Genomic DNA, 24,531 nt, shown 5'->3' with positions numbered 1-24,531 from the left:
TCAGAATATCAAGGATGGTAAAATCAATCTGTTTTATAGAGAAATTCAATTGTAAATAAAGAAATTTTTATGGTCCTTTCTCTAAAAGAGCTTCTGATTTTTTCTTAGAAAATAATTTTTGTTTGAGTTCTTTAAAATTATCAAATTGTGTTGTATAGATAATACCTGCACCATGAGTTTGTGAAGAGAAAGTAGCGGATTGTATCTCTTCTCTCTCCTGCCCAAAGGTGCTTGGGCGAGAAAATAAAGCAAATGTTAAACTTTTATCAGCCTCTTTGCTAATATCTATATTGAGTTGAATATCTCCTGTAAAAACGCTTTTTTGTTGCTTTACCGTAAGAGGAACCCCCAGGGTTCCTTTTAAATTAAATCGCCTGCTAATGTTATATGAGATTGAAGATCTGAAACTATTGGAAGTATTCGTATCTCTGTTTCCTTGAACATATTCAAAATTAATGCTTAATGAATTATGGATACTTGAGAGAATATTTCCGAGCTGTTTAAGAGCGATATCATAACCCGATGAAGATAGGCCGCCTCCGATAATATCTTTGGTATCGAGGAAAAACTTCCCAAGTAACAATATTAAACCAAATTGTGTAAGAATCTTATCGCTTGTGTTAAGGCGCTCGGCTAGCTGCTGCCTTATGTTTTCAGGCGCATCGAGAAACTTTATGTCAAATGCGATCTCTGGTTTAAGAAGCGCTCCGGAAATATAGATATTCAATTCGGTAGAAAGATCAGAAAAACCTGCCGTATTGCTCAGATTGATATATTCTCCTACATTGGATACTGTTTTCGGATAAAAGGCTTGGATATCAAGTGTGGCGTTCATCGGATCTCCACCCCAAAGAATAGTACCCCCGGGTCTAATATTAAATTTCTTATCAAGTTTTAGAAAAGGAATCTGTTCATTAGAAAATTGGTAGATCCCGCTGAATATTTTATAGTTACTACCAGTCATTTGAAGATCCCCACCAGATTCCATCTTTAAAAAGATGTGCCCCTCTCCCTTAGCGTTGATAAAATTATCTGCATACTCATCCATAATCAGCTTTATCTGCGCATTAGAATCTATAAATGTTTCTATATCAATAGAAATTCCTTTCTTTTTGTTGTTTTCAATCGATACATATGAAGCATTTTCAATAGCGTCTTTTACAGACGGATTATGAATACCTTTAAAACAAATATACCCTGGCATTTTTTCAGTGGTTTTATTTCCCTGAGTGTTAATAGAGAGTTGTGAAAGTCCATTGATTCTGACATTTTTTACCTGAACCTTTAGATTATCGGTTTCTCCTGAAATATCAATTGTAAAGGGTTTAGCGCTGACACCGTTTTCTCTCTTAAGAGCGGAAGCAAAGATGGTTCCGTAAAAAAATTTGTTGTGAGCAGAAGAAGTATTGATTAAAAGCATATTTTGGCTCTCTATGGAAAAATTCAGATTCAATTTGGATTTTTCCCTGTATAATTTACCTATTCTTAGATTACCCTGGGTGTGGTATTGCACATCCTCAAAGTGAAAATTTTCAAATTGAATCAAGTCGGTAGAAATATTAACCAGAGGTCGACCTGTTAATTTATATTCTGTGTTTAGGTAATCCACTTTCATACCTGCTCCTTGCAGTTCTAAAACACCCTTGTAAAGCGGATTGTCAAAAGCTCCGCTGATTTTTATCTCTCCTTGTGCACTTCCACGCATATTGCTAAAAACCCCTCCTAAGAATCCCTCCAGAGAACCAAGCGGAAGTTTCTGGGCAGCGAGTGTTAAATCTAGCTGTGCTTTTTGCTGTTTTTTATTTTTGATAAATCCGACAAGACGAAAAATCTCGGTTCCTTTGTTTTCTAAATATCCTTCAAGCGAATGATTTTTATTTTTCTCATCATAAGAACTGGTAAATTTCAGATTTCCAAAAGTCATATTATCTATAGAAATTTTATCAATATTTAATTTGACACTGGGTCTGAAGATATTATTCGAATTCTCGATAGAGAACTCTCCGTTAACCAGGCCATCTATAGTCTTATCCTGATCTTTTCTGGGGATAAGTCTTTTTAACTGGAGATTATCGAGCATTCCCTGAATGTATTTGTAATCTTTTCCTCTAAAATCAGCTGATAGCTCTAAGCGCTGTCCTTCAGAAGAAGTAAGTTCAATTTTGCTTATAAAATAAGTGTTTTTATTGAGGTCTATTTTTACTTTATGAGTTTGATTATCATCTCTTTCATTAATCCACCAGTTGTGACCGTTGATTACCATCTTAGAGCGATTTAGACCTACGTAAAGTTTTCGCTCTTTATCACTCCAGTTGCCTTGCTTATAAAAATTTAACTCGAATAGCTGCTCGCTTCCATTCCACTCGGCTATGAATCGACTATTGATTTTTAGCAATTTCCCTTGAGGAACACCTGAGAGAGTAATATCTTTCAAAACCATTCCCTGCACAAGGGCCTTATCGATTTTCAACTGCAAAAGCTCTCCTGTAAGTTCATCGGTAGTGAGTTGAACATTTTCGAAAACATTACCTTTCAGCTGGGCTTTTTCAATAAAGATATCAAGTTTTATGTTATGACCTGGTCCAATTTTTCCACGCAATCGATTGGTTGAGGGCAAGCTAAAATTTTCCTCCAGGATTTCTGCCAGTGTGTTTTCAGCATTCAAGTTAAAAGTCAGGTAATTTTCTTTCTCAAAAGCGTTTTTCCCTTCTTCGTTGGTTAAGCGCTTTAGTGCGTTTTTCAACAAGCCTGGCCAGGAATCCCATGAAGAATTTCCTGTGATTTCTCCTTTAACTATGTTGGTGGCCTCGAGGAGAATTTTCTTTTTTTCTCCTTCTATTATTCCCTGAAGTTTGATCTCCGGAATTTTAAATGTTTTAGCTCTGGTTTCATAAGCGTTTTGGTACATAGATATTTTTCCCTCAATCTTACTCATATCGAGACCCTTAAGCTGTATTTCTGCTTTGGCGCTTAACAGGGATTTTCCTTTTTCAGTGAAACCTAACGCGTGAAGATCAGCTTTTTCAATATTTATTTTTGCTTCAAGCGACGGGTTTTTTTGTGAAAAATTTACCTTACTGTCAAAATTCACTTTTCCTTTAATATCCTTGGCATCTAAAAGACCTTGGAAGGAGAAGCCATTTAATTTTCCATCTATATGTACATTATCTAAAGAGCGACTATAGAGCACTGCTTGCGAGAGGTTCCCCTTAAGACTTATTTCCAGATTCTTGGGAGATAAAGAAACTCCTTTAAAGTCAAGGGTACCGCTTATAGATTGTAATTTTTCGTTGCCTGTTAAGGTCGCCAGATGCAGTTTATCGGCAGATAATCTGCCTTCATATCGTATTTGCTCACTGGTGTAATCATTGAGTTCAATATTTGCATACAGACTTCCGATGGCTTCGCTGCTTAGCGTTCCTTTTGCACTCAACTTTTTTGGTTCAACGGACAATGCGCCGTATAAACTTAATTGTCCGTAGTTTTTTATAAAATGAGGAATCTTTTTTGCCAGATTACTAGGGAGTAATTTTTGTAATCCGTTATAATAAGTTCTGATAAGTCCTTTTTTTTGGGTAATCCGATAGTCTTTAGAAGAGGTGATTTTAAAAAGTTTTATTTCATCGCTTTTGATTTGATTATCATCGCTTTGTAGTTCAATATCGGTTAAAAGGAGCTCTTCGCTTGCTTTGCCTGAGATCTTTCCGGCGAGTTGCACGTTGGATTTGCTATCCCAATGATCAACAAATAAACTTAGATCTTGAAAACTCAATTTTGATCCCCGGCGAATCTCCGTCTTGATATGGACCTTTTTATTAAAATATTTAAAATCCTCTGGTTTGTCATACTTAAAACTTAGCGCACCTTTAACATGGCTCTTTGGAGTTTTTACATCAATAGTCTCAAGGATCAATGATTTGGAGGTGAAGGTTATATTCATCGAAAACTTATCCAATTGAAAATTATTTCCATCATAGCGTCCGCTGCTTTGTAAGCTGCAAAGCTCTGCTGATATGTCTTTTCCTTGAATTTTAAGATCTTCTACTTTCGAATTTAAGTTCTCTGTTTGCAAAATCACGACATCTCTTGGCTTAAGATTTTCATCAAGAATAGTTAAGAATCCATTTTCTATTTCTATATTTCCCCTGAAAAGTATCTTTGAGTAATGATTCTCCTTTTTATCGAATTTTTGGATAAATTGATCCAAATTATTTTTTTTTTCACCGTAATAAGTAGTAATATTTAATTGAGGATCATACAATTTTAATGCCCGAAGATTGATATCCTCGGGCTTGAGAATCAGACCGATAAGATCTGTTCGCGCTTTGAGCTTAGGTACAGAGATAAGCGCGTTTTTATGATCATCTAAGGCTTTAATATCATATAAATAAATATCACCAAAAAAGTTAATATCTACTTGTTTTACTGAAAGCGATGTGCCAAATTCTCTATTAAAATATTCTAAATATTTTTTTGTAACAGTGGTTTGAACAGCCGGGGTATTAACGGAAATAAGTGCGCCGATAAAGAAAAGAAAAGAAATAATGATGCTATAGACCAGATATTTTGACAATCCTTTAAAGGGCTTTATCATAAAAAACGGATCCCTTAGAAAAAATCTACGCACCTTGAATATTCTTATTTTTACTTATCATGAAAAAAGATCCTATTATACTTGCTATAGAATCTTCTTGCGATGACACAGCTGTCGCGCTTATGCAGGGAAATTTAGTGTTATCACATGTGATCGGTACACAAAAGATACACTCCTCCTATGGAGGAGTAGTACCTGAGCTCGCTTCTCGATTTCATCAAAAAGATATCGTCCCCCTGGTCCGAAGGGCCGGCGCCCTAGCAAATATAAATCAAAAACAACTCAATGCCGTAGCCTTCACTAAAGGTCCCGGTCTGATAGGTTCTTTGTTGGTAGGAGCCAATTTCGCCAAATCTTTAGCTATGGCTTTAGAGATCCCGTGTATAGGGGTACATCATGTACAGGCACATGTTCTGGCTCATTTTATAAAAATTCAAGGGAGGCTTCCTCCAGAGTTTCCGTTTTTATGTCTTACGATAAGTGGGGGACATACCCAAATTGTCTACGTAGAGGATTATTTTCAAATGACAGTATTAGGACAAAACCTTGATGATGCCGTCGGAGAGGCCTTTGATAAGAGCGCTAAAATAATGGGCTTAGAGTACCCGGGCGGAGTATGGGTTGATCGTTATGCTCAAAAAGGCGATCCTCTTAAATTTCCTTTTTCAAAACCCCGTGTGAAAGGTCTGGATTTTAGCTTCAGCGGTTTTAAAACACAGTTTCTTTATTTTATACAAAAACAACTTGCGATCGATTCTGATTTTATAAAGAAAAACCTTTATGATCTCTGCGCCTCAGTACAACACACCTTGGTAAATATATTATTAGATAAAGTTTTACAAGCGATGGCTCAAACTAATATTTCTCAACTGGCTCTGGCCGGAGGCGTTTCGGCCAACTCAGGTCTTCGCCAGAGATTTTTAAGAGCTTCAGAAGAAAAAGGCTGGCGATTGTATATCCTTCCGCTAGAATACACTACCGATAACGCGGCCATGATCGCTATGACCGCTCAATTAAAATACGCGCGCTCACTTTTCGATAATCTCGATATCGTAGCTACATCGTGTTGTGAATGGGATAGTTAATGCATTTGTTTTTTGGCGAAAAAATCGCAAGCTCTCAACTAGAGCTTGCATATGAAGAAGTATACCACCTTTCTAAGGTTTTGCGCTTGCCTGTTGGCCAAGAAATACTTTTAACCAATGGCGCTGGAGATTTATGGAAAGCTCGCTTGAATAAGGTTTTAAAAAACAGGGCAGAGGCTGACATAGTAGAACATTTTCCAGAATATCGAAAATCATTCTTTTCTTTTCATATAGCTATAGCGCTGCCAAAATCTATAGATCGTTTTGAATGGTTTTTGGAAAAATCTACAGAATTAGGCGTTGCTCAAATCACTCCTGTAATATGTAAGCGTTCTCTTCGCACTCGATTTTCTCATGGGCGTTCCGTGAAAATCATCCGCTCAGCGGTGAAACAATCCATCCGAGCTTATATGCCTTTGCTTAATCAGGTCATTTCTTATGATCATTTCCTGGATTATCTACCACCCTCTTCCGGCGAATGTTTCATTGCTCATTGCGAAGATCACTCCTCCAAAGTTTCTTTGAAAAGTCTTGTGAATCTCTCGGTCAAAAACTATACGGTTTTGATCGGTCCTGAAGGTGATTTTTCCTCTGAAGAAATTCGCGAGGCCCTGGATAGGAACTGGCAAGGGGTAAGCCTGGGAGCATTTCGCCTGAGAGTCGAAACAGCCGCTCTTTCGGCTTTGCATACGATAAAAATTCTTACTGATAAGAATTAAGCCCGCGTAGTTTTATACATTCTACCGGTCTTTTCGATGCATTGCAAAGAGTTTCTCTAGTATTTTTCTCTCTGTTTTGCCAAAGCTAAGACTTCGTCGCTTCATCATCTTTGCGGCAGTTTTACAAACCTTTTCCAAATCAGAAATCTCTGTATTTTGAATGCTTCCCCAACAAAAAGAGGGGATGTGTTTCGGCGGAAAACCATAGCCGAAGATTTGTGCCGCCACACCACTTACCGTTCCTGTGTTTAGTGAGGTGTTGATGGCGGTTTTGCAATGATCTCCCATGATCACGCCACAGAATTGTAAATCAGTGGAAAGGTATTTTTTTTCCTGATAACTCCATACTTTAACCCTGGAGTAGTTATTTTTCAAATTCGAACTGTTGGTACCCGCTCCAAGATTACACCACTCTGCGATGACCGATTGTCCAAGAAATCCCTCGTGGGCTTTATTGGAGTAGGAAAAAAATACGCTGTTGCTGATTTCTCCCCCAACCTTGCAAAATGGCCCTATGGTGGTGGCGCCGTATATTTTGGCGCCCATATTTATCTGGGCGCCCCGGCCAATAGATAGAGGGCCTCTGAGATGGCTTCCTTCCATGATCTGTACGTCTTTTCCAATATATATCGGTCCGTTTCGTGCGTTGAGTGTGGTGCATTCGATGCAAGCACCTTCTTCGATGAAGATATCCTCTGTTTGAAAAGCGTAATTGCTTTCATTTAAAGAAAAAATACTTTTACGATTTTCTCTTAACTTCTTGAAGTCCGCTTTGAGTATCTCATCGTTTTTTAAAAAAATATCCCAGGGATTTTTTAAATGAACCAATGGATAGTAATAAGAAATATTGGGTATGGATTTTGCGTTTTCTTTGTTTTTTTTCTCATATTTAGCGATAAGATTTTCTCCTTGTATAAGGCATTGATTTTCTCCTAGGTTCTTTATGGACTTAATAAGTTTTTCATCGGGAATGAAAGCTGGATTAATAATTATATATTCATTATCTTCCCCTATGGGGAGATACCTTTCGGAAAGGTATCCTTGTGTGGCTATGAAGGGTTTTTCTCCAAGCCATTGCTCCCAGCGCTCTTTAAGGCTGTAAATTCCCGTGCGAATTTCTGCTACCGATCTTGTAAAAGTGAGTGGCAGAAGACTGTGCCATTCTGGGCCGTCTTGCAGGATGTATTTCATAGATTTTTTTTGATAAAACAGATTCTTAAATGTAATTTTTATTCCTCAAGGAGAAGAGAAAGTGTATAAAAAAAACCTTTAAAAAAGGCTTTAGAATATTATTTGAAGTTTATATTGCTTATTTATTCTTTTCAAATTTGGCATATTTGTTCCGGAATTTATCTACGCGTCCGGAAGTATCTACAAATTTCATTTTTCCGGTATAAAAAGGGTGAGAACTGCTCGATATTTCCATTTTAATCAGAGGATATTCCACGCTCTCTATCTCTATACGATCTTTGGCTTCGGCCGTAGAGCGACAGATGAATACTTGGCCATTGCTCATGTCTTTAAAGGCGATTGCTCTGTAATTTTCTGGATGAATTTCTTTTTTCATGGTGTTTTTTCAAATTGATACCGAGGAGCGGTAAAGTTAATACTTTTTTCAAAGTATTTCTCAGGGAAAACGATAGATTAACGCGTTGCTATTCATTCCCGCGCCTAGGGAAGCCAATAATATAGAATCGCCTGTTTGAATACAATGACCAGGAAGCTGTCCTTTAAGCAGTCTGTCGAGTAATGTGGGTACCGTCGCTACTGAAGAATTACCTAATTCCTGAATGGTCATTGGCATTAATTGATTGTCGTCATCGGTGTTCTGTCCATAGAGCTCAAGGAGCCTTTTTAAAATAGCGTGATCCATTTTGGCATTGGCCTGATGGATCAATATTTTTTGAATATCCTTAATGGAAAGATCCGCATCGTCTATGGTTTTTTTTAAGAGCTTTGGGACGGCTGTCAGGGCATATTCATAGATCCTGCGGCCGTTCATGCGGATATTTATCTTAGAATCCTTATAATCGGGATTAACAGAAGGGCCGTTGGTTAGATAATATAACTCTTCATTGTTATCGCATTGCGAATCATAATGAAGGATACCTATATTTTGATCGCTTTTCTCAGCAGATAAAAGCGCTGCGCCAGCTCCGTCAGAAAAGATCATCGCATTGCGATCATAAGGATCTACCACTCGAGAGAGAATTTCAGAGCCTATCACGAGTATATTTCTAGCATGTCTGCTGCGAAGTAATTGATCTGCCAGTATAAGTCCTTCCACCCAGCCGGGACAACCAAAGATCATGTCATAGGGGCGGCAACGCGAATTTCGAATATTGAGCTTATGCTTTATTCTCGCAGAGATAGAGGGCATCATATCCGACTGGTGTGAACCAGAGTGGATGTCTCCATAATTATGGGCTGTAATGATGTAGTCTATATTTTCTTTATCGATTTTGGCATCTGATAGGGCGTTTTGCGCCGCAAAGGTTCCTATATCTGAATTAAGCATCGAAGATTTTACGTATCTGCGCCTTTTTATTTCAGTAATCTCCTGAAGCTTTCTGATGATTTCCTCATTGTTTTTTTTACTTTTCTTCCCTTCGTTCTCAAAAAAATCATGTGTTAGAAAATCGGAATTTTCTACGATGATATCGGGCAAATAATGCCCTGTCCCCCTGACTATCGATCGAATCATTTTTAGCAGATGTATTGAAAATTGCAAAATAAGTATAAAAAGACAAATTTCTCTTATTTTAATTTGATTTTTCTATAATCTTCATGGAAAATCGATTCCTTATCTTTGTGAAAAAAATTTTTTTTCATTGAAAAGTCAGACTAAACCTTATAAGAACTCTTGTTTGGCTAAAAAAAAGCAAGTTCAGCAGATGTTCGACCGAATTTCTTCTCGTTATGATTTCATTAATCGTATACTTTCTTTTGGCATTGATATGCAATGGCGTAAAAAACTTGTACATTGCCTCTCTGAATATGCTCCCAATCGCATCTTAGATGTCGCTACGGGTACAGGGGATTTAGCTATTTTAAGCGCTCAGCAAATGCCGAACCTTCATATCATGGGCATGGATCTCTCTGAAGGAATGTTACATCTGGGAAGGGAAAAGGTGGTAGAAAAGAAATTGGATGACCGTATAAAAATGCTTCACGGCGATTCAGAGCATATTCCTTTTGATGAATGCTATTTCGATGCCGTTACGGTGGCTTTCGGAATTCGAAATTTTGAAAACTTATCAGCTGGGCTCCTGGAAATGCATCGTGTACTTAAACCTACAGGTCATTTGCTGATTTTGGAATTTTCAACTCCCCTTAGTTTTCCGACAAAGCAGTTATATTCTTTCTATGCTCGCTATCTGTTGCCTTTTATTGGTAGAATATTGTCAGAAGATAAAGCCGCTTATGCTTATCTTCCGAAATCTGCGGCAGCCTTTCCTTATGGAAAAGAGATGGAGGCAATACTTGTAAAGTCAGGTTTTTATGATGTTCAGCTGCTACCGCTGACCTTCGGTGTCGCTACCATTTATATGGCTAAAAGGGGATAAAAAAGTTTTCAGAAAAAAAAGGATATGAGGTATTTTTGAATTTTTTCGCTCTCTTTTTTTTATGACTTTAAAAGCGCAGATTTGTAACATTTAAGATCATTTTTCAAATCTTCATGAGTTTGATCAGTCGCTTTTTGGTTGGGGTTATTTTGCAGGTTTCAATTATTTTGATTTTAAGATATAGCCTACCTCTGATGGAATGAAAGATAAAGATCTTTTCGCTATAAATATACAAAATTCTATAGGTTTACATCTCGGTTTGATGGAAAAACGGAAAGATTGTATTTAAAAATGACTAGGAAAATCCCATCGCTCACTCTGCGGGAGAGCGAAAAATTCGTTCTACTTATCTAAACCTTTCTATTATTCTCAAATTCAACGGAGAGCGTTTTCATAATGTCTGACCTTTTTTATCAACCGGGATGGAATATTTTTTAAATGTGGAGAGCAATGAAAAAAAGAAGGCAGATAATCTTGAAGGAATTTTTCGTATGAAGACTCATAATTTTAATTGGAAAGCTGAAATGGGAGTAGAGATTTATTTTCCTAATTTTTAAACTTACCCCTTCTTTTAAGGATTTGTTTTTTCTTAATAGTGAGCTTATAAAAGACAATCCCGGAACTCCTGCTCTTTGGACCGGGGTCCTTCGCAACTTGCAAACGCGCGCTATTGTTTTTTCTTTGAAATTTGAATAGAAAGCTATTAGAAAATAGCATTATTTAAATCATTGTAATTCAATTTTATACCTATTAGTTTTTTTAGGGTAGGTGTTTTTTTTTAGGTGGATATTTTTGATTTGTTTTGGGTAGTTCTTTACAGGGTAAGTGAAAGTACGGATATCATTTTTTTCGATGAGGTATTTTTGAGTTTCATTTGGAAGAAACCCGTGTAAAGAATTTTTTATTTCCTTCAGATCCATCTTTAGATAAATATTTTTTACCATTCCTTGGTGAGAGATCTTATCTGAAACTTTTATTAATCGCCACTTTATAATACCTGCCAGGTATCGGTTGGACGTTCGGGCTAATGCAATAGCCGATAGCGCACCTTGATCTATCCATCGATGAAGGAGCTGTTTTTCACGAGTAACCCCAATTTTTACGTCGCTTGTAACGGAAAGATATTGGATCTCGAAGGCTTTTTTCCATTCCAGATCGCGTTGTGCTATACCCAAATGGTTAGTACTGAGCTCGGGTCTGAATATACTGGAATTGGTCTGAGGCAGACTAAAAAATTCTTGCAAAAACCTTGTTGATAAATCTCCTTGTCATTGCATCTAAGACATTCATAATGGAGGTGTTCTATTAGATCTAAATAATATTTTATGGGTTTAAAATTTTCACTTTTCATTTTGAAAATGGATCCAAATAGCCTCATTTTAATCTAATTTTGATCTCTTGTTAGCTAAGCTAGACTTTTTATGACAAAGAACTTGATGGGAAGTTTTGTAAGGTATTTTATGAAACGACGCTCTCAACGGCTTAAAAAACCCATGCGTCCGCTCGAGACACAAAACCAATTGCTGCTTTTCCTTCTGCAAAGGGCGAGAAATACTGAATTCGGCCGCATACATGGTTTTCAAGCTTGTAAGAGCTACCGTGAATTTTCCAGGCGTGTTCCTTTGTTTAGATATGAAGATATCACTTCTTTTATAGAGCGTATGCGTAAAGGGGAACCTGATATACTATGGCCCGGCAGAACAAAGTGGTTTGCCAAGTCTTCGGGTACTACCGATGCTAAGAGCAAATTTATACCAGTTACCAAAGACGCATTATATGATTGTCATTATAAAGCAGGTACGGATATGGTTGCTTTATATGTAAAAAACCATCCTAAAACCGGAATATTTTTGGGAAAAGGATTACGCCTGGGAGGCAGTCATGAACTTTACGAAAGTTACGGTACGCTTCACGGTGATCTTTCTTCTATTATTTTAAAAAATCTTCCCTTTTGGGCTAATGCTTGTAGTACACCTGTTAAAAAGGTGGTGCTAATGAGTCAATGGGAGGCCAAGCTTAAAGAAATTATTGATCAAACAATTCATCAGGATGTACGAAGCCTCTTTGGGGTGCCTTCCTGGATGCTGGTGCTTTTAAATAAATTATTGGAAAGATCTGAAAAAACTTACCTCGATGAGGTATGGCCTTCTTTGGAAGTATTTTTTCATGGTGGTATAAGTTTTAAGCCTTATATTAATCAATACAACAATCTTTTTCAGCGTCCTGTCAATTATTATGAAACCTACAATGCATCAGAAGGTTTTTTTGCCTTTCAGGATCAGTCCGAAGAAGAAGGTATGTTGCTTCTACTCAATCATGGCATCTTTTATGAATTCATTCCTATGGAGGAATTTTATGATCAACATCCTGCGATTATTTCTATTGAAGAGGTAAAAATCAATACGAATTACGCTATGGTTATTTCCACCAATGCAGGTTTATGGAGATACATCATTGGAGATACAGTTCGTTTTGTAAGTATTTCTCCTTATCGAATTATCATATCAGGACGTACCAAGCACTATATAAATTCCTTTGGAGAAGAATTGATTATAGAGAACGCTGAATCGGCTCTTACGAGAGCTTGCTTAGAAACCGGCGCGGTTGTACATGAATATACCGTCGGTCCGATTTATATGGACCGTAATTCTTCAGGTGCCCATGAGTGGATTGTGGAGTTTGAACGCTATCCTAGCGATATGGAACGCTTCCGAGAGGTGCTTGATAATACTTTAAAGGCACTCAATTCAGATTATGAGGCCAAGCGGTATAAGGATATAACTTTGTTGCCTCCGGTGATTCAAGTAGCTAAGAAAGGTCTTTTTTACCGTTGGCTGAAAATACGTTCAAAACTCGGAGGTCAACATAAGGTGCCTAGACTGGCCAATGACCGGAAATATTTAGAATCACTGCTTCATCTAAGTGGCATGGATTAAACTTTTTTTGTTAAATGAAAAATTCTTCCTGATAACAGAGTAAATTTAAGCTGTGAACTCTCTTTAAGAGTAAAAAATTAGTGCTCAATTTTATAGTGATGAAAAATCAAAGCCCATCGGATAGATTTGTCGCTATAAATTTATAAAACTATGTTGGTATTTAAAAATATAGATGAGCCCAGCTCGGTAAAGAAAGCTGGGGTAAAGATGAAGTCCCGAGGTGCATTTAGCCATTTTTGCTTTTACTTCTAGTTTTGATTATCTATTTATCCAACCAAAAGATCCGTCAAGTTGTAAAGAAAGCATGAATCTTTTGTGAGTCATTTAATCTTCTTATGAAAGGTCTTTCGCTGAATGCACGATAATTTATTTTAGTAGACTTTTTATAGCAATATTACATTCTTTGCTAAAAACACCAAAGAAATCATCGGTAAAGGAGTGCTCCATGGTAGGCTAGGTAACGGTATATTTCTCAAGAATTTTTTTGCTACAAAAATACCTGTACACTGAATTTTACATCAGATAAGTCAAGTCCGATACCGTAAGTTTTGCCTCGTTCTTTATCTGTTAGTATTTCATTTGTATTATCCCTGTAACCCACGCTTCCGATAGAGGCGTCAAACGCTACCCTTGGAGAAAGAACGTAGCTAAAACCGGGCCTTAATGAAGCTCCCCATACAAATTTAGTATCACTTTTTTTATCCACCATTTTCGTATCGTTCCGGTTAAGAGAAAAGTTGTCTTTCTTATTGCTCCAGCCGAAAGAGGCGTCGAGTTGAGCATAAAGCAAAAAGCTTTTATTTCCTAGAGAGAAACACTTTCTCGCGAAAGGCTCAAAGGCAAAAGTATTGCTATTAACTTTCGTATATACACTTTCAGCTTTGGATTTAATTCCAACATACTTTAAGCTTACACCTACAGTTATATGATCAGATATAAAATAACCCAATCCGGGAGCGAATTCAAATTTATGTGCTTTAGTTGCTATTTCTTTAGTATCCTTAAGATCTTTATAGGCGTAACCTAATTTACCTGTGACATATTTGCTGCCTTTTGAAAAAGGAGAGGGAACATTTTGCGCGTTGACCACCACGGCACTTAGTACAAAGATGCTTGTTAATAGCTTTCTCATAATAAGAGCATTTTTTTGAAATTATGATTTCGTAAATTTATAAGTAAAAATCCTATCAAATACATGATATATATCATGTATTGACGTTATTATTTAGTTAACAGCGATTTATCTATATAAAATCAAGTGAATTGAGATTATAACACTCTTAATTTTCATTTAGGTTCGCATACATATACTTTATCTTCCCTTCGTTCTTTCCAGGGCAATACAAAAGCTCTAAGATCTTTTATAGAAAAGAAAGCCAATGTAAATAGTGAAGATCAATGGGGTGAAACCCCGTTTCATTTCGTTGCTCAGAACGACCATTCGTTAATTATGTGGTTCCTTATAATGGAAACATCCCTAAGGCGATCTAAAAATTATAAAGGTTCTCCCAAAAAAAAGAGTTGATATCAACGCTAAAAATAAATCCGGACATACCCAACTTCACTGGGCTCTTTCACAAGACAATTTAGAAATTGTAAAGAATCTCATAGAAAATAAAGTTGAGGTAAATGTTAAAAGTAATTCAGGTAACACATCTCTTCATACGGATGTCTCGCAAGGCCATCTAGAAGCGGTAAACATTCTTTTAGATCATAATTCCTTTGTAAGTTCCAGAACTACCGATGGATACACCCCGCTTCATTTCGCCGCTTCGGCGAGCAATACAGAAATTGTTAAAGCTCTTGATGGTTTGGGAGCGAATAAATTAAAGTGATATATGAAACTCTGTTTAATCTAGCTGATCTAAAAATAATTGGTAAATCAACGTTAATAAAACTGAACTGATGTATCAAAAAGAGAAAGACGGCCATCGGAAGCTTATCAAACGTGATTTTTATAGCATATGGACGCTATGTAATTTAAAAGCTTTAAAGGTCAGATCGCGGAGTTAAGATAAACTCTGATGAGTTTTTATGGCGGCTTATCGTTTAACCTTCGATAAGGTTCGGCCTTGTGCCTGAGGGATGTTTAAAGATGGACTATTTTTAACCATGTAGTCTTAAAAGAGAACGAAACCTTTATTAAAAACCATACTATATATTTTCTGTGTCAAATAAGGTGAATATCTCGTTAATTGATAAGTACCTTAATAGAAAGGTAAGCTACCCTATCGCAAGTCTTCTGTAGAAATTCTTGAGAGGCTTAGTAAAAGTATCCCCACATAGACCTTGAAGGAGCTCAGCTATACTGCGAATTGTGTTCATTTGCCAAAACAACTTTTAGAATTCTAAGAGTACACTTATTTTGAAATTTCCCTAATTTTTTTAAACTTAAATAAACTTAATTGTCATTTTTATAAAGAAATAAAATTCTGTGAAAAAAAAGGTTTTTGTTTATTTTAAGTCTTTTTAATACATGTATTCTTAATTTCTATTACCTGGTTTTTGAATTTTGCATGGTTTTTAAGTTCTCTAATGGCATTAATATTACTGGAAGTTTTTTTAAGTAAGTTAGTTTTATTGTAATGATCCATTTAGATGAATAAATAACCTGTAAGACTCTTATAGGTAAATTAAGTATAGGGTAGGTAGGGTATTATGAAAGTCTGTAAATGCTAAAAGCTATATGTAAGATTTTTTTTTAACTTTGCTTAAATTTATACTTTTTTGTAAAAGTATCTTTATTAAAGACTTTATGTACCTAACTACTGGCAAAAAAAGAGAGATTTTCGCAAAGTTCGGACAATCAGCTGATGATACAGGTTCTTCAGAAGGGCAGATCGCGCTTTTTACCTACCGCATCAAACATCTCACCGAGCATCTTAAAAATCATAAAAAAGACTTCAATACACAGAAAGCGCTCCTTAATATGGTAGGATGCCGCCGAAGACTGCTCAACTACGTTAAAGATTGTGATATTAATCGCTATAGGACGATTATAAAAGAATTGGGTATCAGGAAATAATTAAAAAACCTGATGTTGAACAGTAATAAAAAATGGGGGCAATTTCGTGTCCCCATTTTAGTTCCCCGATAATAAAATATACTACAATGAAATCATACCTTATCTCAGAAAAAATATTGCTTGAAGATGGACGCAGCATTAGTATAGAAACGGGCTTGCTCGCCAGACAGGCTGATGGATCTGTAGTGATAAGAATGGGTGATACCATGCTTTTGGCAACGGTCGTAGCAGCTAAAGAGGCAAAAGAAGAAGTGGATTTTTTACCTCTTACTGTCGATTATAGGGAAAAATATTCTGCAGGCGGCAAGATTCCCGGTGGTTTTATAAAGCGAGAAGGACGTCCCTCAGATGAAGAAATTTTGACTATGCGTATTGTCGATCGTGTGCTACGTCCCATATTTCCAAAGGATTTTCATACTGAAGTTCAGGTAATGATTTCTTTGCTTTCCTATGATGGTCAAGTCCTGCCAGATGGTCTGGCTGGTCTGGCCGCTTCCGCTGCTTTATCTGTTTCGGATATTCCATTTCACGGACCAATTTCTGGGGTGCGCATTGTGCGGTCAGAGAGAAGATTTATCATCAATCCTAGTCTAAAGCAAGCCTTAAAAGCAGATATCGACATGATCATAGGAGGCTCTAAAGAGTCCATTATCATGGTAGAGGGAGAGATGAAAGAGATTTCCGAAAATGAAATGTTGCAAGCTATTGAAATTGCCCATGAGGCTATAAAAGATCAGATAGAAGCCCAACTTCGTCTGATGTCAAAAATTGAAAAATCTCATCCAAAAAGGACTTATACGCTCAAAGAGCAAGATAAGGAGCTTTACGAAAAAATTCGAGCGCACACTTATGAAAGTATATATGAAGCTTCAAAAAATTCTTCCGACAAGAAGAAACGCCTCGGGTGTTATGAGCTAATTTTTAACGAGATGAGATCTTCCTTTTCCGAGGAAGACTATGAGAAAAAAGAAGAACTTATTTCTCATTATTATGCTGATATTAAGAAGGAGGCGATTCGTGCATTGTTACTTAATGAAGATGTTCGTTTAGATGGTCGCTCTTCAAGAGACATTCGTCCTATATGGAGTTGCGTGGATTACCTCCCCGGTGTACACGGAGCAGCGATATTTACACGAGGAGAAACCCAATCGCTTACCACGGTGACCCTGGGGTCTTCCATAGATGCTAATCGTATAGATAATGCGATTAAAGCGGAACAGGAAAAATTTTATTTGCATTATAATTTTCCTCCTTTTTCCACCGGAGAGGTGCGCCCTTTGCGGGGTGTTTCGCGTCGTGAAATCGGACATGGGAATCTTGCACAACGCGCACTAAAGAGCGTTATTCCTTCAAATACGCCCTATACCATTCGTGTGGTCTCTGATATCCTCGAATCCAATGGATCTTCTTCTATGGCAACAGTTTGCGCTGGGACGCTTGCGCTTATGGATGCGGGTATTCCTATTACAAGCCCTGTTTCGGGTATCGCTATGGGATTAATCATTGATCAAAAAGAAGGAAAAGAGGTAATTCTCTCAGATATTTTAGGTGATGAAGATCATCTCGGTGATATGGACTTTAAGGTAGCCGGTACACAAAAGGGAATCACCGCTTGTCAGATGGATATTAAGGTAGAAGGCATTTCTTTCGAAGTACTTAAAAAAGCCTTGGCGCAAGCTTACGAAGGGCGTATGCATATTTTAAAAGAAATGTTTAAGACGCTCTCTCAACCAAGAGCTTTTATGAAACCTAATGCGCCTAAAATTTATCTTTTCGATATTCCCAAAGAATTCATAGGTGCGATTATCGGACCGGGAGGAAAAATTATCCAGGAAATTCAAGCTGATACAGATACCACGATCACTATTGAAGAGAAAGGTAAACTAGGGCTTATCGAAATTATGGGCAGAGATCAGAAAAAAATTGATCAGGCGTTGCAGCGTATTAAATTCATTGCTTTTGTACCCGAAGTAGGCGGTGTCTATGAGGCAAAAGTCAAGTCTATTAAGGAATTTGGCGCCTTTGTGGAAATTGTTCCAGGTAAGGAGTATTTATTGCATATCTCCGAAATTAACTGGGGGCGTTTGGAAAAAGTAGAAGACGTTTTGAAAATTGGAGACAAAATACAGGTCAAACTCATGGGGATTGATGAGCGAAACGGCAAAATGAGAATTTCCCGAAAAGTGCTTTTCCCTCGCCCTGAAGAGCAGAAATAATTCGCTATGTGTTGCAAAAATTTTTCTGTAAAATTTATTTTTACATATAAGTTATATAAAAACAATACAATATGAGACAACTCAAGATTACCAAGCAGGTAACCAATCGTGAGACGCCTTCCTTAGATAAGTATCTTCATGAAATCGGTAAAGAGTCTTTGCTAACACCTGAAGAAGAGGTAGAGCTGGCATGTCTTATTAAAAAAGGAGATAAGGTAGCCTTAGATAGATTGGTAAAAGCCAATTTACGTTTTGTAGTGTCCGTTAGTAAACAGTATCAAAATCAAGGACTCAGTCTTGGAGATCTTATCGACGAGGGTAACTTGGGGCTTATAAAAGCAGCCAATCGGTTTGATCCCACAAAAGGTTTTAAATTTATTTCCTATGCTGTGTGGTGGTGTCGACAATCTATCATGCAAGCCATTGCTGAGTGCTCTCGAATGGTACGTCTACCCATGAACAAATGCGCTTTGATGAGCAAGGTAAATAAAACTTCCGCGCAGCTTGAGCAAAAATACGAGCGCGCACCTTCAGCGCAAGAAATTGCAGAGGTGCTTGATATGAATGAAGATGATGTAAAAGAATCTATAAAAAATGCCGGAAGGTATATCTCTATGGATGCACCTTTGGTAGAAGGAGAAGATTCTAATTTATATGATGTGATTCGATCTGACGAGTCGCCTCGTCCTGATGAAGGACTGATTAAGGAATCTTTACGTATTGACATATTGCGAGCTATGAGCAATCTTTCACCTCGTGAGCGTGACATTATTGAAAAATTTTATGGTTTAGATCGCAAGCCAGGACGTACCCTTGAAGAGATAGGTCAGGAGCACGATCTTACCAGAGAGCGTGTGCGTCAGATTAAAGATAAGGCCTGCAAAAAACTTCGTCATAGCTCCCGAAGTCGCATTCTCAGGGATTATCTTGATATGTATGACCAGTAGAGGAGAAAGTCTCTGAAAATTTTTTCAGCGTCAATCTTTTAGATAGCGCTAATACCTGTGGAACCTATTAACTCTTAAAATGCCATTTCCTCTAGATTTTATTCAGATTAAACGGTATATTTATACTGATACCATAAAATTTCCTTGTCATTAAGATGTATAAAAGCTGCTCTGATGACATAAAGAGATGTCGAGTTAAGTTCTTTAAACATATCAGATGATTTGCTGAATACCCTCCTCTCCTATGAAATTTCAAACATTTCTAAAGTTTCCATTACAAGGAAAACAAAATATTGTTATTATGTTATCTCAGGGTTTTACTTGAGAAGATCCACACGGAATTTCATTCAAAGCTCTTTATTTGACTTGAGACTAAGGTTCAAAAACCAGACGATGGGTTGTGACACTGACATCTTACATAGACTGCATGCCTTTTTCATCGTCTTTTTCCATCCATCTTTCCTGCGCTTTTAAGGTTTGCTCGATAACATCCCGAACACACCCTTTTCCGCCTTTTTTAGGAGATATATATTTTGCTATTTCCTTGATTTCCAAAGCTGCGTCCTTAGGGGCACAAGCTAATCCAACGTTTTTCATCACTTCAATATCGGGAAGATCATCGCCCATGTATAAGATATGCTCAGTTTTTATTTTCCTGATCCGGCAGTGCGTTTGAAAAACGGACTTTTTATCGCGAACACCTGAATAGATATCTCTTATCCCAAGCTTTCTTAGACGCTTGTACACCATGTGGTCTATACCTCCGGTGATAATACATAAATGGTAACCTTTACGTTGCGCCAATTGTAATGCATATCCATCTTTCACGAACATATGCCGAACCATATTTCCATCAGGAAAAAGGCTAATAGTTCCGTTGGTCAGAACCCCGTCCACATCAAAAATAAACGCCCGGATATCATTGAGAATCTCTTTACAATTTTTCATAGCAATTTCGTATCGAATCGCTCAAAAGGCGATAAAGCATTTTTTCCCGCTTTCTTTTGGTAAGTTTTAGGTGTTTTTCGAGGATCTTTACTTCAGATCGAGCAGGTCCGGTTTGCGTTTGTTGAGGAGACATATACTGAATTTTTGCTGTCTCTCTCAGCAATGATCTCATAACTAAAAAGGGAATTTTCGCTTTTTGACGGTGTTCCTGGGCTATGTGATAGCAATGATTTAGAAAATTCCCCCCCCATACGGAAGCCAGATGCAGATGCGCAAACTCTTTAGTGTTAGCCCGAAAGACAAGATTCAATATTTTTCCGGCTATTTGCATGAGTAATCCAGCATCTTTTTCTTTTTCACTCTCGATAAAAAAAGGAATTTCATTATATATAAGCAAGAGTTCTCTCACGTCGGAAGCTCTGTAATGGATAAAAAGCACCTTTTCCATAATTGATTTTCAAATACTCATTTAAGAACCTCCTGAGCTATGCAATACAAGACCTATCTTTAAACTGAATAAGAGAGGAAACTTTTTCTATGGCGTGATCGACCGCAGCAATAATACAAACATCGGCATCTTGTATAGATGAGGGATCGAAGGTAAAAGGGATATTTCTTGACTGACAAACTAATTTCCGTGTTTTCTTTAGATCGATTGTAAAGATGAGAGATATGAAATTTGTTTATCAAGAGCATCTCAATCAGGTGATAAGACAGATGCCCCACTCCCATGATTACTTTTTTTTATTCTAGGAGGTATTTTTTAATAAATTATTTAAACAGGTAAATTCAATTGAAAATAAGCAAAATCAAATGAAATATAAACGACCTTTCAGACAAAACTACTAAAAAAACATTGATTTCTATCGTTTTGTTTTTGATAAAGCTCATAGTAATATCCTTTTTGTAAGAGCAGATCTTTATGATTTCCATATTCTACCAAACGTCCTTTTTTCAAGACAAGAATTCTCTCGGCGTTCTCTGCAATATTTGTATCGTGAGTGATAAATAAACGTGTTTGATTTTTTTGAGAGCGTTTCCATTCCTGCAAGAGCGTTTTTTTTGTATATTGATCTACAGCCGATAAGCTATCATCGAATAAAAGAATTTTTGCGCGTTTAATCAGTGTTCGTGCAATACATAGCCTTTGTTTTTGTCCCCCTGATAAGGTTACGCCTTGCTCGCCGATGAGCGTGTTGTATTTTTCTTTAAAAGAAAAAATATCTTTCTCTATCATGGCCCCTTTGGCAGCTTCATAAACTTCTTCCTTGGAAGCGGTGGGTTTTCCAAAAGCAATATTGTTGTATATTGTATCTGAAAAGAGAAAGGACTCTTGTGGAGCATAGCCTGCGTGTTTTCTAAAATGCTCCAAATTCAGATTTTTCAAATCCGTTTCATCGATAAAAATATTACCTTTGGTAGGTTCATAAAGGCGCATCAGGAGTTGTGCAAGCGTACTTTTTCCGGCGCCGCTTTCTCCAATAATGGCTATATTTTCTCCTGCCCGAATATCAAAAGAAAGATTCTCAAGTATCTGTCTATTGGCCCCTGGATAAGCAAAGCTGAGGTTTTTTACCCGAATACCCCCTTGAATATTTGGCTTAGCCTGTGATGCGGAAACGATCTCAGGAGAGATTTGCAAAAATTCATCGATACGGTTTTGAGAAGCTTCAGCCCTTTGCAATATGGTCAATACCCAGCTTATGGCCATAAAGGGCCAATTGAGTATATTGATATACACAAAAAATTCTGCCAGCAGGCAGATATCCGAAATCTCTCCGCTAAGATATCTTTTACCTCCTATATAAAGAATTAGCAATTGACTTAGTCCTGTAAACCATAAAATAATGGAATAAAACATAGCGTTGAAACGCGCTAAATTCAAATTTTTTCTTTGATAATCTTCAATCATCTGATAGTGTTCTTTTTGAAAATACTCTTCCGATGCGAAGGATTTAATGCTACATATTCCTGCAAAAGCATCTTGCACAAAAGAAGAAACTATCGATTGCTGAGCCTGTACACCCATACTCTTTTTGTATACTGAGGTGCTCATCAGGTAAAGAATAACTAAAAGAACGGGTAAGGGGCATAATACGTATAATCCTAAAGTCTTATCCAGACGAATCATCTGCACGCCCACCATCAATATAATTACCGGAAGATGTATCAGATACATCAGACCTGGTCCCATATACTGTCTGATCATGGAAGTATCTTCAGTAAGACGTGTCATCAAATCACCTGTTCGTTTGTTTTGGTAAAAGGAGAGGCTTAGTTTTTGGTAATGCGCGTAAAGCTCATTTTTCATGTCAAACTCTATTTTACGCGAGGTAGTAATAATAAGTTTTCGCATAGCGTATTTAAAAAACCCTCCTATTACAGGCAAGATCACGATAAGGCTTCCATAAAGGATAATATCATATTTAAGGTTTTCAGAAATTTTTCCTTTTTTGAAATGTTCTAGCATTTTTCGTATCGTGTATATAGCTTTTCCAATATAAGTAACTGGCAGTATAGTGAATAAGTTAGTCAGAATTATAAGTAAGATACCCCCTGTAAAACGGTATTTGTATCTATGCAAATAAGGAAGCGTGCGGATGAAAATCTTCATAGGAGTATAAATGTATGAACTTTTATTTAGCCTGATTTATTCATTACCTTTGTTTCTCGGAAAAGGAAACAGATCTTTGAAAATGCTGGGAAGACGTTATTTAAGAGCTAGGGCTATGCAGTTTTTATATGCTCAACACCTATCGGGTGAAGATCCCAGAAAGGTAGAGCACAATATGTTGCATAGTATCGATAAAATCTTTGATCTCTATGTTTGTTTGCTTGCAATGCTTTTAGGATTGCAGGAGAAATTCCTGAATAAGCTCCAGATCTTAAAGAAAAAAATTCTTCCCACCTATGAAGATCTTCATCCGAACAAAAAATTCGCATATAATAGATTATTGGCTCTTGTTTCAAGAAATCCGCAACTTCGCGAATATATCGCGGAAAATCAACAGCTCAATTGGAAAAATCATGAAGAGTATCTCTCAATTTTTTTCAGACAACTTCAAGAGCTTTCGCTTTACAGAAACTATTGCTCTTCAAAAGAAGACTCTTTTGAAGAAGATAAAAATTTTATTTTACATTATTACGAAGAATGCTTCGCTGATCATGAAAAACTTTACGAGTGTCTTGGGGATGGCTACATAACCTGGTCGGATGATCTTTCTACTGCTAATGTAATGGTTTACAACACTTTAAAATTTATAAAAAGCGATACCTCCAATGATTTTCGACTTTATGAGGTTTATCGCGATGCCGAGGATAAAAATTTCGTACAACAGCTCTTTCGTAAAACTTATCTTTATAAAGATGAATTTAATATACTGATCAGTCAGACTTCCAACCATTGGGAGCTTAAGCGCATTGCATTTCTCGATTTGATTATTTTACAAATGTCCATGTGTGAGTTCTTGTATTTTCCAAGCATTCCACCTCGCGCTACGATGAATGAATATATAGAAATCACTAAGATCTACTCTACGGAAAAAAGTAAAACTTTTATTAACGGCATCCTCGATCAGTTATTCAAAAACTTAACGAACCAAAACAAAATACATAAATCCGGGCGAGGATTGCTTTAAATATTCACTAAGATGCGCTTATATTTATAGCCATTATTTATAGCTATATAATAAACTATAAAAAATTTCCTTTTAAAATTTTTTAAATAAAAAAACTATTTATACTAAATTATATATCCGATGATTCTTTTACAAACCCAGCAGAACCCATTAGGAAGCACATTATGGATGTTTGCTTTGATGTTCGTGGTTTTTTATTTTTTCATGATTCGTCCACAAATGCGCAGGCAAAAGTCCGAGAAAAAATTCCAGGCTGATCTTAAAAAAGGTGATCGAGTGGTAACCAATGGAGGAATACACGGAAAAATTCTCGAGATTACCGATGAATCGTGCGTAATAGAAACTTTGGCTGGAAAAATCAAATTTGAGCGCAGCGCTATTTCCAGAGAAATCAGTCATTTACGTTATTCTAAAGAAGTAGTTACGACCAAAAAAGAGGCAAAAGATACAACATCCAATACCTAAGAGAAAACAATTTTATAGCAAATCTTCTATAGAAATATTTTTGATCTGTTTGTTTTTATCTTTTTCCTTCTGGTTTTCTATAAAACTTTCTAATAAATATACCGAAGTCATTTCCTACAAGGTGGATTATAAGTTGCCTTTTGATAAGATTTTTTACGAACCTCCCAGGCATAGATTATCTATACAGCAACAAGGCAGTGGATATTCGCTTTTGATGAATAAATTTTATAACTCTATATCTATTGACTTATCAAAGGCGATTCATTGTGACCCGCAAGGGTATTATTGACTGCCTAATGAACAACTCATTGCTATCAATGAAAAGATAGGCGATTCCCAAATTGTTAGCATATCTCCTAATAAGTTAAATTACCTGTTGTGGCTAATCTGGC

19 protein-coding genes and 1 pseudogene are annotated in these 24,531 nt (G+C 36.8%); 11 read left to right on the top strand and 9 right to left on the bottom strand.

Features of this window, described 5'->3' with window-relative positions; all coding sequences use genetic code 11:
- Positions 1 to 67: 67 nt before the first annotated feature.
- Complete coding sequence (locus tag CS842_RS03210) at positions 68 to 4,594, bottom strand: translocation/assembly module TamB domain-containing protein (protein ID WP_146037442.1); 4,527 nt, start codon at positions 4,592 to 4,594, stop codon at positions 68 to 70.
- Between the two features lie 59 nt (positions 4,595 to 4,653).
- Between CS842_RS03210 and tsaD the strand changes: the two genes are divergently transcribed.
- Together tsaD and CS842_RS03200 are read left to right on the top strand one after the other, a co-directional pair.
- Complete coding sequence (tsaD, locus tag CS842_RS03205) at positions 4,654 to 5,679, top strand: tRNA (adenosine(37)-N6)-threonylcarbamoyltransferase complex transferase subunit TsaD (protein WP_103327449.1); 1,026 nt, start codon at positions 4,654 to 4,656, stop codon at positions 5,677 to 5,679.
- Positions 5,679 to 6,398 carry an RsmE family RNA methyltransferase gene (locus tag CS842_RS03200; protein ID WP_103327448.1) on the top strand — a complete coding sequence of 240 codons (720 nt, stop codon included), beginning with the start codon at positions 5,679 to 5,681 and terminating at the stop codon, positions 6,396 to 6,398. The genes tsaD and CS842_RS03200 overlap by 1 nt, the downstream gene beginning before the upstream one ends.
- Positions 6,399 to 6,419: 21 nt before the next feature.
- Here CS842_RS03200 and CS842_RS03195 read toward each other — a convergent pair whose 3' ends face one another.
- The 3 genes from CS842_RS03195 to CS842_RS03185 all read right to left on the bottom strand — a co-directional run bounded on the left by CS842_RS03195 (position 6,420) and on the right by CS842_RS03185 (position 9,102).
- Positions 6,420 to 7,589 carry a putative sugar nucleotidyl transferase gene (locus CS842_RS03195; protein ID WP_103327447.1) on the bottom strand — a complete coding sequence of 390 codons (1,170 nt, stop codon included), beginning with the start codon at positions 7,587 to 7,589 and terminating at the stop codon, positions 6,420 to 6,422.
- 118 nt (positions 7,590 to 7,707) lie between these two features.
- Positions 7,708 to 7,965, bottom strand: coding sequence for a type B 50S ribosomal protein L31 (locus CS842_RS03190; RefSeq protein ID WP_103327446.1), 258 nt, complete (start codon positions 7,963 to 7,965; stop codon positions 7,708 to 7,710).
- Positions 7,966 to 8,025: 60 nt separating this feature from the next.
- Complete coding sequence (locus CS842_RS03185) at positions 8,026 to 9,102, bottom strand: 3-oxoacyl-ACP synthase III family protein (RefSeq protein WP_103327445.1); 1,077 nt, start codon at positions 9,100 to 9,102, stop codon at positions 8,026 to 8,028.
- 127 nt (positions 9,103 to 9,229) lie between these two features.
- Between CS842_RS03185 and ubiE the strand changes: the two genes are divergently transcribed.
- Positions 9,230 to 9,964, top strand: coding sequence for a bifunctional demethylmenaquinone methyltransferase/2-methoxy-6-polyprenyl-1,4-benzoquinol methylase UbiE (ubiE, locus tag CS842_RS03180; RefSeq protein WP_103327444.1), 735 nt, complete (start codon positions 9,230 to 9,232; stop codon positions 9,962 to 9,964).
- A gap of 725 nt (positions 9,965 to 10,689) precedes the next feature.
- Here ubiE and CS842_RS03175 read toward each other — a convergent pair.
- Complete coding sequence (locus CS842_RS03175; RefSeq protein ID WP_103327443.1) at positions 10,690 to 11,208, bottom strand: DUF2797 domain-containing protein; 519 nt, start codon at positions 11,206 to 11,208, stop codon at positions 10,690 to 10,692.
- A 177-nt stretch (positions 11,209 to 11,385) separates the two neighbouring features.
- Between CS842_RS03175 and CS842_RS03170 the strand changes: the two genes are divergently transcribed.
- A complete protein-coding gene (locus CS842_RS03170; RefSeq protein WP_103327442.1) occupies positions 11,386 to 12,900 on the top strand; it encodes a GH3 auxin-responsive promoter family protein in 1,515 nt (504 codons plus the stop codon).
- Positions 12,901 to 13,387: 487 nt separating this feature from the next.
- On the opposite strand, the gene CS842_RS03165 is transcribed toward CS842_RS03170, so the two are convergent.
- On the bottom strand, positions 13,388 to 14,032 hold the full coding sequence (locus tag CS842_RS03165; protein WP_103327441.1) for an outer membrane beta-barrel protein: 645 nt from the start codon (positions 14,030 to 14,032) through the stop codon (positions 13,388 to 13,390).
- A gap of 213 nt (positions 14,033 to 14,245) precedes the next feature.
- Here CS842_RS03165 and CS842_RS07860 point away from each other — a divergent pair.
- From CS842_RS07860 to CS842_RS03145, 5 genes and pseudogenes are all read left to right on the top strand, one after another.
- Positions 14,246 to 14,425 (top strand): annotated as a pseudogene (locus CS842_RS07860) (hypothetical protein); the annotation flags it as partial.
- Complete coding sequence (locus tag CS842_RS07855) at positions 14,394 to 14,735, top strand: ankyrin repeat domain-containing protein (protein ID WP_103328020.1); 342 nt, start codon at positions 14,394 to 14,396, stop codon at positions 14,733 to 14,735. The pseudogene CS842_RS07860 and the gene CS842_RS07855, both read left to right, overlap by 32 nt.
- A gap of 920 nt (positions 14,736 to 15,655) precedes the next feature.
- Positions 15,656 to 15,925, top strand: a complete 270-nt coding sequence (gene rpsO, locus CS842_RS03155; RefSeq protein WP_103327440.1) for a 30S ribosomal protein S15 — start codon at positions 15,656 to 15,658, stop codon at positions 15,923 to 15,925.
- Between the two features lie 86 nt (positions 15,926 to 16,011).
- Positions 16,012 to 18,141: a polyribonucleotide nucleotidyltransferase gene (locus CS842_RS03150; protein WP_103327439.1), complete on the top strand. Its 2,130-nt coding sequence runs from the start codon at positions 16,012 to 16,014 to the stop codon at positions 18,139 to 18,141.
- A 71-nt stretch (positions 18,142 to 18,212) separates the two neighbouring features.
- On the top strand, positions 18,213 to 19,088 hold the full coding sequence (locus CS842_RS03145) for a sigma-70 family RNA polymerase sigma factor (RefSeq protein WP_103327438.1): 876 nt from the start codon (positions 18,213 to 18,215) through the stop codon (positions 19,086 to 19,088).
- Positions 19,089 to 19,502: 414 nt separating this feature from the next.
- Here the strand turns inward: CS842_RS03145 and CS842_RS03140 are convergent, their stop codons facing one another.
- From CS842_RS03140 to CS842_RS03130, 3 genes are all read right to left on the bottom strand, one after another.
- The gene (locus CS842_RS03140) at positions 19,503 to 20,036 is read right to left on the bottom strand and encodes a KdsC family phosphatase (protein WP_103327437.1); all 534 of its coding nucleotides are present in this window, start codon (positions 20,034 to 20,036) and stop codon (positions 19,503 to 19,505) included.
- The gene (locus tag CS842_RS03135) at positions 20,023 to 20,484 is read right to left on the bottom strand and encodes a DUF2520 domain-containing protein (RefSeq protein ID WP_103327436.1); all 462 of its coding nucleotides are present in this window, start codon (positions 20,482 to 20,484) and stop codon (positions 20,023 to 20,025) included. The genes CS842_RS03140 and CS842_RS03135 overlap by 14 nt, the downstream gene beginning before the upstream one ends.
- A gap of 384 nt (positions 20,485 to 20,868) precedes the next feature.
- Entirely contained in the window at positions 20,869 to 22,650 is a 1,782-nt protein-coding gene (locus tag CS842_RS03130; RefSeq protein WP_103327435.1) for an ABC transporter ATP-binding protein, read from the bottom strand.
- Between the two features lie 10 nt (positions 22,651 to 22,660).
- Here CS842_RS03130 and nusB point away from each other — a divergent pair, with 10 nt between their 5' ends.
- On the top strand, positions 22,661 to 23,674 hold the full coding sequence (gene nusB, locus CS842_RS03125) for a transcription antitermination factor NusB (protein WP_241518426.1): 1,014 nt from the start codon (positions 22,661 to 22,663) through the stop codon (positions 23,672 to 23,674).
- 120 nt (positions 23,675 to 23,794) lie between these two features.
- Positions 23,795 to 24,139, top strand: a complete 345-nt coding sequence (gene yajC / locus CS842_RS03120; protein ID WP_103327434.1) for a preprotein translocase subunit YajC — start codon at positions 23,795 to 23,797, stop codon at positions 24,137 to 24,139.
- Positions 24,140 to 24,531 lie beyond the last annotated feature (392 nt).

The sequence above is a fragment of the Bacteroidetes bacterium endosymbiont of Geopemphigus sp. genome (assembly GCF_002904345.1).
In the GTDB taxonomy this organism is placed as follows: Bacteria; Bacteroidota; Bacteroidia; order Flavobacteriales; family Blattabacteriaceae; genus GSPS2-BC2016.
The sequence above is the reverse complement of the archived record's forward strand: the minus strand, read 5'-3'. Positions and strand labels throughout refer to the sequence as shown.

Coding starts and splice junctions, on each gene's coding strand:
- CS842_RS03135 (WP_103327436.1), bottom strand. CDS start 20,484: ATGGAAAAGGTGCTTTTTATCCATTACAGAGCTTCCGACGTGAGAGAA.
- CS842_RS03165 (WP_103327441.1), bottom strand. CDS start 14,032: ATGAGAAAGCTATTAACAAGCATCTTTGTACTAAGTGCCGTGGTGGTC.
- nusB (WP_241518426.1), top strand. CDS start 22,661: ATGTATGAACTTTTATTTAGCCTGATTTATTCATTACCTTTGTTTCTC.
- CS842_RS03190 (WP_103327446.1), bottom strand. CDS start 7,965: ATGAAAAAAGAAATTCATCCAGAAAATTACAGAGCAATCGCCTTTAAA.
- tsaD (WP_103327449.1), top strand. CDS start 4,654: ATGAAAAAAGATCCTATTATACTTGCTATAGAATCTTCTTGCGATGAC.
- CS842_RS03200 (WP_103327448.1), top strand. CDS start 5,679: ATGCATTTGTTTTTTGGCGAAAAAATCGCAAGCTCTCAACTAGAGCTT.
- rpsO (WP_103327440.1), top strand. CDS start 15,656: ATGTACCTAACTACTGGCAAAAAAAGAGAGATTTTCGCAAAGTTCGGA.
- CS842_RS03170 (WP_103327442.1), top strand. CDS start 11,386: ATGACAAAGAACTTGATGGGAAGTTTTGTAAGGTATTTTATGAAACGA.
- yajC (WP_103327434.1), top strand. CDS start 23,795: ATGATTCTTTTACAAACCCAGCAGAACCCATTAGGAAGCACATTATGG.
- CS842_RS03150 (WP_103327439.1), top strand. CDS start 16,012: ATGAAATCATACCTTATCTCAGAAAAAATATTGCTTGAAGATGGACGC.
- CS842_RS03210 (WP_146037442.1), bottom strand. CDS start 4,594: ATGATAAAGCCCTTTAAAGGATTGTCAAAATATCTGGTCTATAGCATC.
- CS842_RS03185 (WP_103327445.1), bottom strand. CDS start 9,102: ATGATTCGATCGATAGTCAGGGGGACAGGGCATTATTTGCCCGATATC.
- CS842_RS03130 (WP_103327435.1), bottom strand. CDS start 22,650: ATGAAGATTTTCATCCGCACGCTTCCTTATTTGCATAGATACAAATAC.
- CS842_RS03195 (WP_103327447.1), bottom strand. CDS start 7,589: ATGAAATACATCCTGCAAGACGGCCCAGAATGGCACAGTCTTCTGCCA.
- CS842_RS03140 (WP_103327437.1), bottom strand. CDS start 20,036: ATGAAAAATTGTAAAGAGATTCTCAATGATATCCGGGCGTTTATTTTT.
- CS842_RS03145 (WP_103327438.1), top strand. CDS start 18,213: ATGAGACAACTCAAGATTACCAAGCAGGTAACCAATCGTGAGACGCCT.